Origin of the sequence: Rhizobium sp. RHZ02, assembly GCF_014851575.1 — a bacterium.
In the GTDB taxonomy this organism is placed as follows: domain Bacteria; phylum Pseudomonadota; class Alphaproteobacteria; order Rhizobiales; family Rhizobiaceae; genus Rhizobium; species Rhizobium altiplani.
Window position 1 is genome coordinate 20,437 of record NZ_JACUZX010000033.1, and the last position, 15,731, is coordinate 36,167.

13 protein-coding genes are annotated in these 15,731 nt (G+C 58.0%); 2 read left to right on the top strand and 11 right to left on the bottom strand.

The window, feature by feature from the left end; genetic code table 11:
• Positions 1-20: 20 nt before the first annotated feature.
• From IB244_RS28445 to IB244_RS28470, 6 genes are all read right to left on the bottom strand, one after another.
• Positions 21-905 carry an inositol monophosphatase family protein gene (locus tag IB244_RS28445; RefSeq protein ID WP_192306448.1) on the bottom strand — a complete coding sequence of 295 codons (885 nt, stop codon included), beginning with the start codon at positions 903-905 and terminating at the stop codon, positions 21-23.
• Positions 906-972: 67 nt separating this feature from the next.
• Positions 973-2,082 (bottom strand): ABC transporter substrate-binding protein, encoded by a 1,110-nt coding sequence (locus tag IB244_RS28450; protein WP_246733682.1) that lies wholly within the window; start codon positions 2,080-2,082, stop codon positions 973-975.
• Positions 2,083-2,123: 41 nt separating this feature from the next.
• Entirely contained in the window at positions 2,124-3,254 is a 1,131-nt protein-coding gene (locus IB244_RS28455) for an ABC transporter substrate-binding protein (RefSeq protein WP_192306449.1), read from the bottom strand.
• Positions 3,255-3,274: 20 nt separating this feature from the next.
• The gene (locus tag IB244_RS28460) at positions 3,275-4,393 is read right to left on the bottom strand and encodes an ABC transporter substrate-binding protein (RefSeq protein ID WP_409564091.1); all 1,119 of its coding nucleotides are present in this window, start codon (positions 4,391-4,393) and stop codon (positions 3,275-3,277) included.
• Between the two features lie 41 nt (positions 4,394-4,434).
• Positions 4,435-5,568 (bottom strand): ABC transporter ATP-binding protein, encoded by a 1,134-nt coding sequence (locus tag IB244_RS28465; protein WP_192306452.1) that lies wholly within the window; start codon positions 5,566-5,568, stop codon positions 4,435-4,437.
• Entirely contained in the window at positions 5,568-7,400 is a 1,833-nt protein-coding gene (locus IB244_RS28470) for an ABC transporter permease (protein WP_169682073.1), read from the bottom strand. Before IB244_RS28470 ends, IB244_RS28465 begins: the two co-directional genes overlap by 1 nt.
• Positions 7,401-7,952: 552 nt before the next feature.
• Here IB244_RS28470 and IB244_RS28475 point away from each other — a divergent pair.
• On the top strand, positions 7,953-8,939 hold the full coding sequence (locus IB244_RS28475) for a LacI family DNA-binding transcriptional regulator (RefSeq protein WP_169681982.1): 987 nt from the start codon (positions 7,953-7,955) through the stop codon (positions 8,937-8,939).
• On the opposite strand, the gene IB244_RS28480 is transcribed toward IB244_RS28475, so the two are convergent.
• The 4 genes from IB244_RS28480 to IB244_RS28495 form a co-directional block, all read right to left on the bottom strand.
• Positions 8,936-10,579 (bottom strand): Na/Pi cotransporter family protein, encoded by a 1,644-nt coding sequence (locus IB244_RS28480; RefSeq protein ID WP_192306454.1) that lies wholly within the window; start codon positions 10,577-10,579, stop codon positions 8,936-8,938. The genes IB244_RS28475 and IB244_RS28480 overlap by 4 nt on opposite strands.
• A 66-nt stretch (positions 10,580-10,645) precedes the next feature.
• Positions 10,646-12,334 (bottom strand): metallophosphoesterase, encoded by a 1,689-nt coding sequence (locus IB244_RS28485; RefSeq protein ID WP_192306456.1) that lies wholly within the window; start codon positions 12,332-12,334, stop codon positions 10,646-10,648.
• Positions 12,331-12,933: a dual specificity protein phosphatase gene (locus IB244_RS28490; RefSeq protein ID WP_169681978.1), complete on the bottom strand. Its 603-nt coding sequence runs from the start codon at positions 12,931-12,933 to the stop codon at positions 12,331-12,333. Before IB244_RS28490 ends, IB244_RS28485 begins: the two co-directional genes overlap by 4 nt.
• Before the next feature lie 55 nt (positions 12,934-12,988).
• Positions 12,989-13,819, bottom strand: a complete 831-nt coding sequence (locus IB244_RS28495; protein ID WP_192306458.1) for an inositol monophosphatase family protein — start codon at positions 13,817-13,819, stop codon at positions 12,989-12,991.
• 250 nt (positions 13,820-14,069) lie between these two features.
• Here IB244_RS28495 and IB244_RS28500 point away from each other — a divergent pair, with 250 nt between their 5' ends.
• Positions 14,070-14,660: an NUDIX hydrolase gene (locus IB244_RS28500; RefSeq protein ID WP_246734751.1), complete on the top strand. Its 591-nt coding sequence runs from the start codon at positions 14,070-14,072 to the stop codon at positions 14,658-14,660.
• Between the two features lie 81 nt (positions 14,661-14,741).
• Here the strand turns inward: IB244_RS28500 and nrdF are convergent, their stop codons facing one another.
• Positions 14,742-15,731 carry a class 1b ribonucleoside-diphosphate reductase subunit beta gene (gene nrdF, locus IB244_RS28505; RefSeq protein WP_169681976.1) on the bottom strand — a complete coding sequence of 330 codons (990 nt, stop codon included), beginning with the start codon at positions 15,729-15,731 and terminating at the stop codon, positions 14,742-14,744.

Consider the following 15,731-nt stretch of genomic DNA (forward strand, 5'->3'; position numbering starts at 1 on the left):
GATCGCGCGCACGGTGTTAGCTAGGCAGCGGCCCGAGCAATTCTTGTTTCGCTGATTTGACGCGCAACGCGCTCCAATGTCGGATATATCGCACCCTGCCCGGTCGCGACGTATCCTGGACATAGGAACTCCGTCGAACCGGCCGGAACTTTCCCGAGGGTCAGGGGATAGTATCGGCCTCCCGCGTTCCTGAGAATTAGCGTTGCTGCCGCCACGTCCCAAGCGTTGACGCCGAACCCCGCCGCAGCATCGGCCCAGCCGGCGGCGACATGGGCGATACTGAGCGCCGCGCTGCCGGGACGGCGCAATGTCGAAAATGTCTCGACCAGCTCCCCCAGATTGGCGAGGGCCGCATCCCGACCGTCAATCCGGAAGTCTCGTGAAACCGGATAGCCGGTTATCAAGGTCGCATGTGTCTCATCCGGGATGGAGCGAGACTGCAAGATTTTGCCATTGAGATAGGACCGGCTCAGATCCGCGGAAAACATGAACTCTGTCACGGGATCGTAGATAGCGCCGGCCACAACGCGGCCCTCGATGACTGCAGCGACCGAGACGCACCAGAATGCGAGCCCTCTTGCAAAGTTGGAGGTGCCATCGATCGGATCGACATACCATTGAATGTGGCCCGAACCGGTCTGTCCGCCCTCCTCGCCCATAATTGCGGAATCCGGTTCGTGCTCCAGGATAAAATTCCGGATCGTGTTTTCCGCCTGCTCGTCATGGACAGTAACGACGTCGTGGAGATCGACCTTGTAGTCGACAGCGACGTTTGAACGGAATGCCTTGATGAGGGGATCGTGAACGGCAAGTGCCGCGCCCTTGGCAATCTCGGTGAGCTTTTTTGATCGGGCAATTGTCTTTTCGTCCAAATGCGGCGGATCGCCAGGGGCACGGTTTTTCATCTTCTGTAATCCACTTGATGTGCGAGGCTAATGTCGGCTGGCGCCGGCAAGACGGCGCCAATTCCAGCTATTTCGTGTAATTCACCCGCCAGAAATCCTGCCATTCCTCGCGCCGGTCGAAATCGTCGAGCCCTGTGGAGGAATCGTAGGCCTGCAGCTTGGTCGAGATCCTCATCAACCCGGATGGCTCGTCGTCGGGCATCTTGATTGCCGTGCTTGTCGGGAGCTTGCCGTCCTTCATCTGCGGCGCGATGCCTTCTTCTGTCAGGATGTAGTGGATGAAGAGCTTGGCGGCGTTCGGACTCTGCGTCTTCGCCGCAATCAGCCCAAGCTTGACGTAGTTCCAACCTACCCAAGGCTCGAGTGTGGTGCAAATGCCGAGCTTGTATCCCTTGTCCTGGTTGTCGCGAAACTTCGCCGAACTCAACAGCCCGAAGAACGGGTCCTTCTGACCCGGCGCGCCAACTGCTTCCGAGACCTTGTCATCGCTATCCGTTGCAAGTGGCCCGTTTTGAGCGAAAGCCTTGATCCAGGCCGCAGCGGCACTCTTCTCGCCAGTTTCCAGCTCCTTGCCGAATTGAGCCTTGTATGCCGCGGCCACCGCCTCGCTGCCGTGGGCCTGTAGTTGATTGAACCAGTCGGTATAGTTGCCTTTCGTCAACGGATCGATGACCGCAACCTTGCCCTTCCACTTGGGCTCCGTCAGTTCCCAGATGTTGGTGACCGGGCACTTTTCATAGGTCTCGGTATTGTAGGCCCAGACATTGGCATTGGTCGATATCGCCAATGGATTCTGGAACTGTGGAGGTATCGTCGATGCCTTGTCGGCCGGGACAAAGTTTTCGACGAATTTCTCGGGCAGAAGCTGCGCGAGCGCTGCCGGCGCATCGGTGATCAGGACGACATCGCCTTGCACATTGTTGGCTTGGCTCTCGCGAATGATCATCTCCAGCTGGCTATTTGCCGAGACCTTCATTCCTGTTGCCTTGATGCCGTACTTCCTCGTGAAGTTTTCCGCCATCTCGACGATCTTGCCGGTGCTGTCATAGACGTTGATTGGCTTTTCGGCTTTTGCCGCTTGAACCAGAGCTTCAAGGTCGAATTCGTCGGCCGCTGCGACCGGAATTGCTGAGGCGGCCGCGAGGGCGGCAATCACCACACACTTCAGATTTGACATGCTTCTCATTGCTTTCCTCCCCCGTTGACTCTGACCGGCGTTTACTTGCGGTAATTCGTCCGCCAGAAGTCTTGCCAGCTCTCGCGCTTGTCGAGATCGGCCGCCGCCGTGGATGAATCGAATGCCATGAGCTCGTCGATATGCCGTGAAACACCAGACGGCTCGTCGAGCGGCAGGTTGATCTTCGAATTGCCAGAGATTTTCCCGTCGACAGTCTGTGGTGCAATTCCCTCCTCGGTCATCAGATAGTGGACGAAGAGCCTGGCCGCATTCGGGCTTTTGGTCTGGGTGGCGATCAGACCGAAACCCGGATAGAGAAAGCCGGAAAATGGCTTGATCCCGGCGCACAGTCCGAGCTTCAGACCCTTGGCCTCGTTGTCCCGATACTTCGCTGTCGAGGTAATGACGAAGAACGGATCGGCTTGCCCTGGCGCGCCGGCAGCATCGGCGACCGTCGTCGAATCCGAAAGAAGCGGCCCGTTTTCGGCGAAAGCTTTCACCCAGGCGGCAGTGGCGGTCGCACCGCCGGTATCCAGCTTTTTGCCGTAGAGGTCTTCGTATGCCTTGGCCACTTCGGCGTCGTGATGCATCTCGATCTGATTGAACCAGTCAGCGTAGAGCGGCTTGTCGAAAAGGTCGAGCATGGCGAGCTTTCCCTTCCATTGCGGTTCGGTCAGCTGCCAGATGTTGGTGACAGGGCACTTAGCGTATTTTTCTGTATTGTAGGTCCAAACATGTGCGTCGGACACGACCGTCAGCGGATTGCGAAGCTTTTCAGGGATATCCGCCTCGATGTCCGGAGGCGTCCAGCTCGTCACAATTCCTTCGGGCAACAGTTCGCCCATTGCAGAAGCGACATCCGTTGCAACACTGACATCACCGACGACATTGCCCGCCTGGCGCTCGCGGATCAACAGTTCGACCTGTGTCGCCTCATTGACCTTCTTGCCGCTCGCCTGAACCCCATATTTCTTGGTAAAGGCTTGCGCGGTATCAACAATCTTGCCGGTCACGGCGTAGACGGTGATCGGCGGCTCTTGTCTGGCGGCCTCGATCATTGCGCCGAGATCGAACGCGTCGGCGGCTCGGGCCGCTTCGCTGGCAATGGAAGCGACGGAGATTGCTGCAACATAGGCAAGTCCGGCAGCCCTGACCTTCTTCAAGTTCGTCATGTATTTCCTCCGTACCCGTTTTATTTTTGGTAGTTCATTCGCCAGAAGTCCTGCCACGTCTCACGAGCATCCCAGTCGTCAAGGCTCGTCGCCATGGAATAGGGCAGGAGCTGGTTCAACGCGGCGCCAATTCCCGAAGGCTCGTCCGCCGGCAGCTTGACATCCTTGTTAGTCGACATTTTTCCGTCGATCGCCTGTGGGGTGATGCCTTCTTCTGTCATGATGAAGTGGACGAAGAGCTTGGCCGCGTTCGGGCTGTCAGTACCCTTGGTAATCAGACCGACGCCCGGGTAAAGCCAGCCGAGCCATGGCTTCAGGTCCTTGCAGAGACCGAGTTTCATGCCCTTGTCGGCATTGTCGCGAAACTTGGCAGAGCTGATCAACCCCATGAAAGGCTGCGACTGACCTGGAGCGCCTACCGCATCGGCAGCGGCGGCATCGGCATCAGTCAGAAGCGGCGCGTTTGCGGCGAGCGCCTTGACCCAGGCCGCAGTGGCGCTTGTCTCATTTGTTTGCAGATCCTTTCCGTAGTGCGCCTTGTAGGCCGCCCTGACCTCTTCGTCCCCGTGCTTTGCCATCTGGTTGAACCAGTCGACATAGGAGGCTTTTCCGAGCGGATCCTGCATGGCCACCTTAGCCTTCCACTTCGGCTCGGTGAGCTCCCAAATATTACTGACTGGACAACTGTCGAAAAGCGCCGTGTTGTAGGACCAAACATTGGCGCTTGTGACCACGGTCAAGGGATCCTGGTATTCGACGGGAATCTTGGCGGCAAGGTCGGGCGGCAGCCAGCTTTCCGCAAAACCCTGCGGGATAAGCTGGGCGACGGCGGCAGGCGCGTCGCTGATGATCGATACGTCACCTTGAATGTTGTTGGCACGTGCTTCACGGATAATCATCTCAAGCTGGGCCGACGCCTTCACCTTCGAACCTTCCGCCTCAAGACCGTATTTCTTGGCGAAGTTCTTCGCCATCTCCACGATCTTGCCGGTGCTGTCGTAAACCGTTATCGGCTTTTCCTTTTTTGCGGCTGCAACGAGCCCGTCGAGGTCAAAACCATCGCCCGCGCCTGCAGCTCCCGCCGTTGTCGCAACGATTGATGCCGCGCAAAGCAACCTGCGAGCACTGTCTTTCATCATGCGCCTCATACTGCTCCTCCTTCAGTAAGAACGTTATTCAGTCAGTTCAAAACGCCAACGCGCAGCAATATGTCTGCCTCGATGAGACGATCTCCCTGCGCGTCGAAGACATGGAGCGCTTCTGGCGGTGCGTGGAAAAACACGCGCTCGCCTCCTTCGAGACGCGGCAATGCGTGGGTGGTCAAAAAGAGCGTGTGGTTGTCGCTTCTCAGTTCAAGGATCCAGCTGCCCCCCGTCGGCAGGACGCCGGTAACCGTCATTTCTGCGGAAAATTCACCTTGAGGCACGTCCTCGATCCTGGTGACGTAGCCCATTGCCTCCGGCCTCACGCCAACCGAACCGATGCCCCGCAAAGCTGAGTAGCGTGCAGAAAAATAGGCTTCGGCCTTGTCGGCAATATCGGAGGCACCGGGTTTGCCGAAGGTCAGGATATTGATCGGAGGACTTCCGACAAACTCGGCAACGAAGCGGTTGGCCGGCTTGTCATAGATGTCGTTCGGCGTTCCCATCTGCTGAAGGGTGCCCTCGTTCATCACGGCGATCGTTGTCGCGAGCGTCATCGCTTCCCATTGATCATGAGTGACGAAGACGATGGTTGTCTTGAACTCCTTGTGCAGCCGCTTGAGCTCTGCGCGCATCTCTAGACGAAGCCTCGCATCAAGGTTCGACAAAGGTTCGTCAAGAAGCAGGACACCCGGGTTGACCGCAAGCATGCGGGCGAGCGCCACGCGCTGCTGCTGCCCTCCAGAAAGTTGCGAGGGGTAGCGGTCGCGGTACTTGGCAATGTCGAGAGCCTGCATCACCTTCTCGACACGCGCCTCACGCTCTGCCTTCGGCAGCTTTCGCAAGCGCAGGCCGAAATCGGTGTTGCGCTCGATTGTCAGGTGGGGCCAGAGTGCGTAGCTCTGAAAGACGAGGCCCATCTCCCGCTTTTCCGGCGGAACGAATATCCCCTCGGCCACGGAGTCGATCACGCGCTCGCCAACCATGATCTCGCCGCCGGAGAGGTTTTCCAGCCCCGCGATCATTCGCAATGTCGTGGTCTTGCCGCAGCCAGAAGGGCCAAGGAGACACATGAATTCGCCATCACGGATTTCCAGATCGAGATCGGAAACAGCATTTGTCGAGTTCATGCCGTAGTTCTTTTGCGCACCGCGCAGGTTGATAGTGGGCATCAGCTTCCAAGTCCTTCTGCAAGATTTGTGCGCGTGAGTTTCTGAGCGAGCAGCGTGCCGAAATAGGCGATGCCGGCGATGATGAGGACCACCGCATTGGCGGCCTGCGTGTAGTGGTAATCGACCAGTCGGAGCGAGTAGGTCGTAAGGACGTCAGTGCTTGGCACAGCGAGAATGACAAAGAGGCTGAGGCCCTTGATGCCTGATATGAACGGCAGGAGGACACCTGTTACCAGCGACCCCTTCTGGATCGGGATAACGATCGAAACCATGCGTCGCAGCCAACCGGCGCCGGCGATCTGCGCGGCCTCTTCGGGGTCCTTTCCAAGCTGCGTCATCGCCGAAATGCCAGCACGCGAGGCATAGGGCATCTGGTCGGCAATGAGGGCGAGCACAAGAATGGTCACTGTTCCATAAAGCGCCGGCATCGGGCCCCGAGGCACTGCGAAGAGCGAGAGATAAGCGGCTGCAAATGCGATGCCGGGAACAAGGTATGGGAGGAAAGTGACCTGGCGAAGGTACACGGAGAGTGCACGCACCGGTGTGCGGATCACGACATAGCCAACGAAGAGGCCAAGAATTCCCGATGTCAGCGAGGCAAGCCCGACAATCATCATGGTATTCTTGGCCGCCGCCCAAAGGTCTGGGCTTAGCAGGATGCCGCTCTGCAACGCCACGGTGTCAAGGTTCGTGCCGATCCAGTAGTCCAGCGTGAAATTATCGAAGGTGAACTGCGCGGGGATCTTCATGACTGTAGAGAGCGCAAGGGTCAGGATCGGCAAGCCGACGCTCAGAACGAAGATCGCCGCAGCAAATGCGGTTGCCGGGATGCGCATGTTGCCGAGCCGGCTTTGCCGGTTCATCGACCCTTTCGATCCGATGGTGACGAACCGCCGGGCTTCCCTCACCAGGCGCGCATCGATCATGAGCGTGATGATGCCGATGACCATAATCGAGGCAGCCACAACGCCGGCGACACCTGTCTGGCGCGACGCGATGCTGCGAAAAAGCGACGTCGAGAGCACCTCGAACTTCACGGGCAGGCCGAGCACATAGGGGACGCCGAATTCGCCCAGACATTTCGCGAAGATCAGAACCATCGACGAGAGAAGTGCCGGGCGCATCAGCGGGAGGATGACCTGGATTGCGACCTGATACCGGCGGGCGCCAAGGATGCGGGCCGAGTCTTCAAGTTGTGAATCGAACCGACGCAGGGCCGAACCAAAAAGCAGGATGACGAACGGGGTATAGTGAAGGGCCAGGATGATCGTGATCGGGAAGCGTCCATAGGCGACCCAGTCGGGTGGGGTCATACCCATGGCTTCGAACCAGCCGGGCGTGCCGCCGATGGTGCGATTTTTGAACAAGGTCGTCCAGGCAAGCGCGAATGTCCAGGCGGGAAGCATGTAAGGCACGATGAGCGCGGTCGCAAACCATCGGCGGCCGAACATATCCGTCCTGCTGATCAGCCAGGCAAGCATCGTCCCGATCACAAGAGACAGGGCGATCGCGCCAAGCGCAACTGTCAGCGTATTGAAAAGCGGGTACCAGAAGAGGTCGGAGGCAACCGGCGAGAAGAATGCCCGGTCGAGATAGTAAAGGGTTAGGTCTCCAACCTCCTTGCCGAGGCGGCGCTCGTGACCAAACTGCACCCTAACCGCGTCGAGCACGATCGATATGATCGGCACGACTATGAGGTAGGTAAAGAGCAGAGCCACAAAAATGCCGACGAGGGTCGTTGGCTCACGCAAGGCAATCTTCAGACGGTACCGCCACCGCTGCCAGTTGGACGGTGCTGCGAGTGCGTTCTTATGAGACGCTTCTGCTTTCATGGCTTCACTGTAAAAACTCAACCGTTCCTCCCATCGCGTCATGTTCGCAGCCCAAGCTGGTCGGCCAGCACTCCGGGCGCAACAAGCCGTCCGCGGTAACACCACGGTCTCGCCCAGCAAGGGTTACGAAAATGTCCTCCGAAGGTGGACCGTCGCGATCCGCCTCCCACCAAGCAGGCCAGCTCCTTCCGGCGTGCTTGTCACAGGAGAATACAGAATAAATATTCCATATTCTCCTGCTTATAGAATGCATGATCCACGTAATCGGCATATTTGTCAACAGAAAATTGCACACGTGCGCAACGTCTATGCCGTTGTTTTTTCATGCTTATTTTTTGCTGTATATGATATTTTTCGAACGGGCTTGCAGTCAATCGATTGAGCGATGGAATAAACGCTCCGTTTCGACCGCATGCATCTTCTCCGCACCAAAGCTGGAGCCGCCTGCGAATCCCGACTTTTTGCAGCGCGAACCGGTCGAGAAATTTTCCGGTTGGAAAAGTCGAAGCTTTGTGGCCTGTGATAACCGCGCTGATTTGTTGAAAGTGGCATATGGCAACAACGTTTGTAACAGCTGAAGATGTAGCCAAGCGGGCGGGTGTTTCCCGCTCCGCCGTGTCGCGGACGTTCACTCCAGGTGGGAGCGTCTCGAAGCTTGTCAGGCGAAAGGTTCTGAAAGCCGCGCGGGAACTCGGCTATCGGGTCAATCGCCTGGCCCAGGGCCTTAACAGCGATCGGTCAAATCTGATCGGTGTTGTCGGTGCCAATCTCGGCTCTCCATTCATTTCGAAGCAGCTCGATCTTCTGAGTATCGGGCTTTTGCGCCGCGGGCTGCAATGCTTGCTTCTAAATGCTGCCGATGCTCGCAAGGACATCGCGCCGCTGATTGAGCTGTTGTTTGAGTTCAGGGTGCAGGCGATCGTGGTCCTGTCCGGCGAGCCGCCCGCATCGATTGTTGATGAGTGCATTGCCAATGGTGTCCGACTGATTCTCATCAATCAGAGGCTCGATCGCACGGACACCAACATGGTTCTCAGCGACGATTCACATGGGGCGGACCTCGCGGCCATGCGTCTGGTTGAGGCGGGATGCAAGAAGGTTGCCGTTGTCTCCGGCAGCAGCCAGACACCGGCACAGACACGGCGAGCCCATGCCTTTAGCCAGCGAATGGGTATTGAAGGCATCGAGGTCGTGGCCTGGTCCGATGGCCCGACGAGTTACGAGAGCGGATATAGGGCCGGTTGCGAACTACTCACCGATACGGCGATCGACGGTGCTTTCTGTGTTACCGACTTGCTTGCTCTGGGCTTTCTCGATGCTGCTCGCCTTGAGATGGGCCGCAGGGTTCCCGAGGAGGTCTCGATTATCGGCTTTGATGACATTCCACAAGCCGGCTGGAAGGGATACCAGCTCACAACTGTCGCCCAGTCGCTCGAGGAACTGACAGACAAAGTGCTTGGCGCCCTGGACAATGACGAGGCGGAAACGAGGCTACAAGTCGTTTCCGTAACAATGGTAGAACGCACGACGGCACGCTAGACTCCCTGGCGAATGCGGCTTTCGATCAAAAGGCCGCTATCGTCGAGAATGGGATGCGCAACCGATGCCAGATGCGCATGTATCCGCTTGAGGTCGCGCAACAGATCGAGATGCAGCGAGCTTGTCTGCACGCTATCGAGCCGGCCTTCACGAAGTCGTTGCAAATGGCGTTCAGCAGATTGCTTCTCCAGACGACGCACCTCTTCCTTGACCTCGACAAGGCGCCGGGCAAGATCCGGATCGCGCGTGGAAAAGACAGCCTGTGCCATGCGAAGACTGTCGAGTGTCAGGGCGAATAAAGCCGTTATCTCGCGGTGTCCCTCTTCAGAAAACTGCAGACCGCGGTCGATCTTCTTGGCGATTTCAGGAGCGATCCCCTTTTCGATGATGTCGCCGATATGCTCCAGATTGATTGCATATTCCACGATATCCATCGACTGCCGATGCTCGGCCGTACTCAGGCCATCGTGACCAAGCTTTGCGATGTAGACCTTGATGTCATGCTGTATGCGGTCGACCTGTCCTTCAAGCTTGATGATGCCTGCGAGCTCTGCCTGGTCATTGCGCGTATTTGCGCTGGCTGCCTGCGACAGCATTCGCTCGACAAGGTCTCCGACCGCCATCGCTTCACGGCTTGCGCCCGCCATGGCGGCGACTGGATGCGAGAGGTTGCCGCGATCGAGAAAACTGGTCTGGCTGTCATCCATCTTCGGGTCGGGTAATAGGGAGCTCGTCGCCTTGAGGAGTACCCTCGACAAGGGCCAGGCTACAAGCGCAAGGGCGAGATTGAAGGCAAGGTGCGCATCGACTGCAAAATTCGGATGTGGAAGCGGCGACGCCTCCAACAGCAACGCACCGTAGCCTGCCAATGGCAGAGCAAGGCAGACACCCGCAGCGCGCACGATCAGATTGCCAACCGCGACCCGCCTTGCGCTTGGAGGCGCTTTCAGCGTTGCTAGCACGGGGGGAACGGCGCCGCCAAGATTGGCTCCAAGGATCAGCACGATGACTAGACCGGTGTCGACCTGACCGCTTGCCGAGAGCGACAAGATGAGCACGACGACCGCAAGGCTCGATGATGCCAGGATGGCAAGGAATGCTGAAAACAGCAAAGCGACGGGCCACGCGTTTCCAAGCATCCTGATGAAGACGCTCAGCGCCGGCGATTGGCGCAAGGGTTCCGTCGCTGCTGAAAGCAAATGAAGCGACAAGAGCATCAGGCCGACGCCGATCAAAGCAACGCCGGTCCCCTGCACCGCCGTCGAGCGCCGGCGCATCAGGACAGCACCGACAAGAAGAAGGAGCGGTGACAGCCACTCAAGACCAAGCGCCACGATCCAGGCTGTGGCAGCCGTGCCGATATTGGCTCCGAGCAGAACGATCTGGGCCATTGCCGGGACAATCAGGTCACGCTCGACGAATGATGCTACCATGAGCGCGGTTGCGGTCGAACTCTGAAGAGCAATTGTCGCAATGAAGCCGGCGACCAACGAGCGAAAGCCGCTGCGCGTTCCCCTTGCCAGGCCAACCCTAAGCTTCGCGCCGAAGGCACGTGTCATCCCGTCCTTGACCTGGCTGAGGCCAAAGAGCAGGAGCGCAACTGCGCCAAAGAGATTGACGCTGACAATCGCCGATTCCATTAGCATCACTCACTATTTCGCGGCGGCCACTTAACGCCGCCCACCCGCTTCGGACTTTTGCCTCGCTCAAGCGGGCATTCTGTCCATGACGTCGTCAAACTTTATCGTAACCGACTTACCGGCATTCTGAGCGCGATCGAGGAAGGATCCCAATGCACCGAAGAAGATCGCCAGGAAGCCCTCTGTCGTTTTGTCATGGGCTTGCGGTTGCTGCCCGCAGCACGCCGCAACGATGCGATAGAGTGCGAGCCTCTCGGCCTCGACATGACCGAAGGCCAGGCAAGAGCCCTGCCTGAGGCAGTACCAATCAGCGATGAGCTCGGTCATCGGAACACTTTTGGCGAGTTCGATCGTTGCAGGATCGAGAGCGGGCAGAGCGTCTGTCACGCATTTGGCCGCTTCCCAAACGTTCATGACGGCAATTGAAGCCGCAACCTGGGCCGGCCATTCCTTCGCAAGATAGCGATGGATGACAAGCGCCTGTTTGTGCGCGCGCAAAAATTCACCGTAGCTGCTGGAGGCGAACGATCGATCGACCTCTTCCCCGCGAAATGCCACTTCCCTTGCATATCCATCCAGGATTGCCGGATTGACGGGAATGGAAGCCAGCTCGATGGCCGCGACCGATATCTCGTCGCTGGAGAGCGTCACGACCTTGAAGGCAGGCGGAAAGGCAACAAGCGAGGGAACCGCGACATTCGTCAAGTTTCGATTGGCGCGTGTCCTCCGGGTTAGCCCCTCGACATGGAGATGGCCACTGAAATGAACTTCTATGCCGACTGTGAAAAACGCGTCCTGGACCGGCTGGCGAGGTGTGCGCCGCACGACATTCGTCTCGCCGAACAGGAACCGCTCGGCCTCTGCCGCACCGTCGAACGGATCCAGCGCCGGATAATGCGAAAAGGTAAGGAGCGTCTTGCCCAGCATCCGCGCGCGTTGCGCGACGTCGTTCATCCAGGAAAGGATGAAGGGCTTGGCGCGGAGCATTGCGTTCCAGCCACCGGCAGTGCTGTCGGTAAATGCCGCCTCTTCTCCACGCCCGAACGCGCCATTCAGCGGCTCAAACACATTGGCGTCAATCATCATGAGCCAGAGCCCGTCTTCTGGTTCGACAAGATAGGAGGCATCCATCAGCCGGTATTGATTCCGCCCGTCAGGCGATGCAGCGTCATAGAGACGGTCACACGAAGCGTCGGAGCCCCCGAAGGGACTTTCCCAGTGGAGGTACTCCGCTCGCCTGAAGTAGCCGAACTCGGCCATCGGACCGAGACCTTTAGGATATCCGGCGCAATACATGGCTCGGTTGATCACGGTACCCGGTCCAGCCTGCGTCTCGTCGCTGGATATCAGGATGGTATTGCCGTTGTCCTTCAAGAATTCCTTCGTGTGGTGGCGTCCGCAAGGCCCGAAGATGTCGTGATTACCAGGCAACGCGTAGAATGCCGTTCCATGAGCATCGCGGTACCGTCTCAAGATGCTGGCCAAAGCTTCGGTGGTGCTTTTCTGCCCGTCGTCGGTGTAGTCGCCAAGGAGAACGACGTGGCGGACACGCCGCTTGGCGACCTCGTCAAGTGCCGCTGTTAAGGCGCCAGCACTTTCATTGAAGACACGCGTCGATTGACGCGTGTCGGCCCAGCTGCGCAGGGACATCCCTTCACCGTCCGCAGTGTCTCCTGAAAGACAGAAATCGCTGTTCAGTTCATGGAAATGCGCGTCTGCGATCACCGCGATGTCGGAGAAACGGCGAACGCTCATCCGCCGGTCGCTCCTTGTTCGATGGTATCAATCCAGTTCGAGGCTCGCTTCGCTGCCGCCAAAAGCATTGGTTTGGGCGTCTCGAACCATTCTTCGGGGCGAAGTTCACGGCGCTCGCGAATGTGGGAAATGGCGTCCTCGATTGTTGGGAAAAGGTCGCGCTGTTGCCTATAAATGCAAAGCGCCACGAGCGCGACAGAACGGCTACGGCCGCTCCTGCAGTTGACCAATACGTTTCCGCCATCAGCGAAGGGGTACGTATGCCGCTTCGGCATGGTCTGGCGCAGGGCACCATCAAGGATGTAATAAGCCCCGAGCATCATCGTATCGGGACTTCCCTCCCCGTCGATCAGACCGACCTTGTAGTAGCGAATATCCCCATATCCTGAGGCCCTGACGTCTTCGCTCTCCGGTTCACCTCGCACGTAGTTTATGTCAAGATTGACGGCGCAATTGACAACGGTCGTAATGCCATGCCGGCGAAGCAGACCGAGATCGCTCGCCCCGTCACTGCCGCCGATGTAAAGCGATGAGCCATGGGGGCCGAGGCCATCGGTGATCAGGCTGATTGCCGGGCGCGAATAGACTGGTCCATCCATCTCGAAATCCTTTGGTTGGTACGCTAACGCTTGTTCCGGCGCCTCGTGACTGTCATCAGCCGGAGGCAGCCAGCCTGTCAGCTGTTGGTGCAACGGCAATCGGAATACGGGCCGCATTGCTGACGCCGCTGGCCACCCCGGGCGCCGCCGCAAGCACAGGTCCACCAAATTCCAGGGTCCCAATTTCAAAAAACGGGCAGACGGCCCCGCCGGCTTCGCTGACGAGCAGTAATCCTGCCAGGCAGTCCCAGGCATTCATGTGGAGTTCGACATAACCGTCGGAACGGCCATCGGCGACATAGGCGAGAGCCATGGCACCTGACCCTGCCCGTCGCACATTGGCGCCAAGCGCAAGCAGCTCGCCCATCACACCAAGGTAGGTCTCATTCGGTACCCTGGTCGACCAGCCCATCTCGATGGAGGCGGCCTCGAACCTGTTGGTCCTGGCCGTATCAATTGATCGGTCGTTCAGCGTGGCGCCCTTGCCGCGTTCGGCGAAGTAAAGTTCGTCGAGCGCGGGGTTGAAGATTGCGCCAAATTGTGTTTGCCCGGCCTCGACGTAGGCGATCGAAATGCAGAAATGTGGAATCCCGCGTGCAAAGTTCGCAGTACCATCGACCGGGTCGACCACCCAGATCCTGTCACCAATTACTCCGCCACCTTCCTCACCAAAAAAATGATCATCCGGAAAATGCTCGGCGATCACTGCGCGGATATGCGCCTCGGAAGCGGCGTCGGTCTCGGTCAGATAGTCTTGAGGACCCTTCATGGACGACGTTGCCGTCCGCTTTCGAAAGCCCTGCAGAACAAGCTCGCCGGCTGAGCGGATCACTGTCTTGCACAGCGCTACGCGTTCTTGAGCTTCACAGAATTCGGCTTCGCGCATGAGGCCCTCCCAATTGCACACGCGTTCATATTGCACACGCGTGCAAAAACGTCAATAATGGTTTTGCAAGGCACCAAACGGATTCTCCGTCAAATATCTTGCAGGTTTGCTCACGCGTTCGCGGTGTTACACGGTGTCGATCCGGGCCACGAAATCGCGACGTGAGAGGTTCATTCGCACTCGGCGAGCGTCTGATCGTCGCCTCCGACCCTATCTTAACCCGATAGGACTTATTAGGGTCTGACAAAACATGGAACTCGATTTGATGCCGAGAAAAAAGCAGAAGGTGGAAGCGCCGGGAAGCCGTCCGTCCCTCTTGGCGCAGTTGGCGCGGGAACCGGAAAAATTGTTTTCTGCGGCCTTCCGGCAACAATATGGTGCAGTCTGCTTCCGCTACATCGATGACACCGAGAACATTGAAGTCCTCCTGATTTCCTCCCGGGATTCCGGTCGATGGATTGTGCCCAAGGGCTGGCCGATGAAAAGGAAGAAGCCATACGAGACAGCTGAAATCGAGGCCTGGGAGGAGGCCGGCGTCAATGGCGTCGTGCACAAGACACCCGTAGGCCGCTATACCTACCTCAAGTTCGTCGACGATGGCGAGATCGCGCCGATCATCGTCGACCTGTTCCAAATTGAGGTGACGGACCAGAAGAACGTGTTCAAGGAAAAAGGGCAGCGGCAAATGGCCTGGCTTGCTCCGGACGAAGCTGCCCGGCGGGTTCGTGAACTGGAACTCAAATCACTGCTGGTGGACTTTACGCCGAGAGGCAAGCGCAGGAAGCAAGAACCCCCATTGGTGCCTGACGAAAAGCCATCGCGACAATGTGGAAACGAATGAGGGTCTTGAGCGGAGTCGAACGCACGACGCCGCAAGGATTGGCTGCTCCTGCAGGAAAGCTTCTATGCGCAACGACCTAATTTAGAAATCCCAATCTTCGTCCTCGGTCGCAACCGTCTTGCCGATAACATACGACGAACCGGATCCTGAGAAAAAGTCGTGGTTCTCGTCGGCGTTCGGCGATAGCGCCGACAGGATGGCCGGATTGACCTTGCACGCCTCTGCTGGAAACAAGGCCTCGTAGCCGAGGTTCATCAGCGCCTTGTTGGCATTGTAGTGCAGGAACTTCTTTACGTCTTCTGTGAGGCCCACGCCGTCATAGAGCGCCTCGGTATATTTCGCCTCGTTGTCATAGAGTTCCAGCAACAGGTCGAAGGAGAAGTCCTTGATTTCCTGGCGCCGCGCCTCCGGCAATCGCTCGATAGCTCGCTGGAACTTGTAGCCGATATAATAGCCATGCACCGCTTCATCCCGGATGATCAGCCGGATCATGTCGGCGGTGTTGGTGAGCTTGGCACGGCTCGACCAGTACATCGGCAGATAGAAGCCGGAATAGAAGAGGAAGCCTTCGAGGAAAACCGACGCGATCTTCTTTTTCAAGGGATCGGCGGATCCGTACTGCTCCATGATCAGCGCCGACTTCCGCTGAAGGAACTCGTTTTCTTCCGACCAACGATACGCGTCATCGACATCAGGCGTCGAGCAGAGCGTCGAGAAGATCGACGAATAGGAGCGCGCGTGGACCGCCTCCATGAAGGAGATGTTGGAAACCACGGCCTCCTCATGGGGCGTTGTTGCATCCGCCATCAGTTCGACCGAGCCGACGCCGTTCTGGATCGTGTCGAGCAGCGTCAGTCCGGTGAAGACGCGGATCGCGAGCTGCTGTTCTTCCGGTTTCAGCGTCGCCCAGGAGGGGATGTCGTTCGACAGCGGCACTTTTTCCGGCAGCCAGAAATTGCCGGTGAGCCGGTTCCAGACCTCGAGGTCCTTATCGTCCTCGATGCGGTTCCAGTTGATGGCACGCACGGCGGCGGCAGTCTTCGGGGCTTTGGTTCTTACTTGGATGTTCAT

Bases quoted from the DNA above. Each gene is read 5' to 3' on its own strand.
- IB244_RS28465 (WP_192306452.1), bottom strand. From the start codon at position 5,568: ATGCCCACTATCAACCTGCGCGGTGCGCAAAAGAACTACGGCATGAAC.
- IB244_RS28485 (WP_192306456.1), bottom strand. From the start codon at position 12,334: ATGAGCGTTCGCCGTTTCTCCGACATCGCGGTGATCGCAGACGCGCAT.
- IB244_RS28455 (WP_192306449.1), bottom strand. From the start codon at position 3,254: ATGACGAACTTGAAGAAGGTCAGGGCTGCCGGACTTGCCTATGTTGCA.
- IB244_RS28445 (WP_192306448.1), bottom strand. From the start codon at position 905: ATGAAAAACCGTGCCCCTGGCGATCCGCCGCATTTGGACGAAAAGACA.
- nrdF (WP_169681976.1), bottom strand. From the start codon at position 15,731: ATGAACATCCAAGTAAGAACCAAAGCCCCGAAGACTGCCGCCGCCGTG.
- IB244_RS28475 (WP_169681982.1), top strand. From the start codon at position 7,953: ATGGCAACAACGTTTGTAACAGCTGAAGATGTAGCCAAGCGGGCGGGT.
- IB244_RS28450 (WP_246733682.1), bottom strand. From the start codon at position 2,082: ATGTCAAATCTGAAGTGTGTGGTGATTGCCGCCCTCGCGGCCGCCTCA.
- IB244_RS28500 (WP_246734751.1), top strand. From the start codon at position 14,070: ATGGAACTCGATTTGATGCCGAGAAAAAAGCAGAAGGTGGAAGCGCCG.
- IB244_RS28460 (WP_409564091.1), bottom strand. From the start codon at position 4,393: ATGATGAAAGACAGTGCTCGCAGGTTGCTTTGCGCGGCATCAATCGTT.
- IB244_RS28495 (WP_192306458.1), bottom strand. From the start codon at position 13,819: ATGCGCGAAGCCGAATTCTGTGAAGCTCAAGAACGCGTAGCGCTGTGC.
- IB244_RS28480 (WP_192306454.1), bottom strand. From the start codon at position 10,579: ATGGAATCGGCGATTGTCAGCGTCAATCTCTTTGGCGCAGTTGCGCTC.
- IB244_RS28490 (WP_169681978.1), bottom strand. From the start codon at position 12,933: ATGGATGGACCAGTCTATTCGCGCCCGGCAATCAGCCTGATCACCGAT.
- IB244_RS28470 (WP_169682073.1), bottom strand. From the start codon at position 7,400: ATGAAAGCAGAAGCGTCTCATAAGAACGCACTCGCAGCACCGTCCAAC.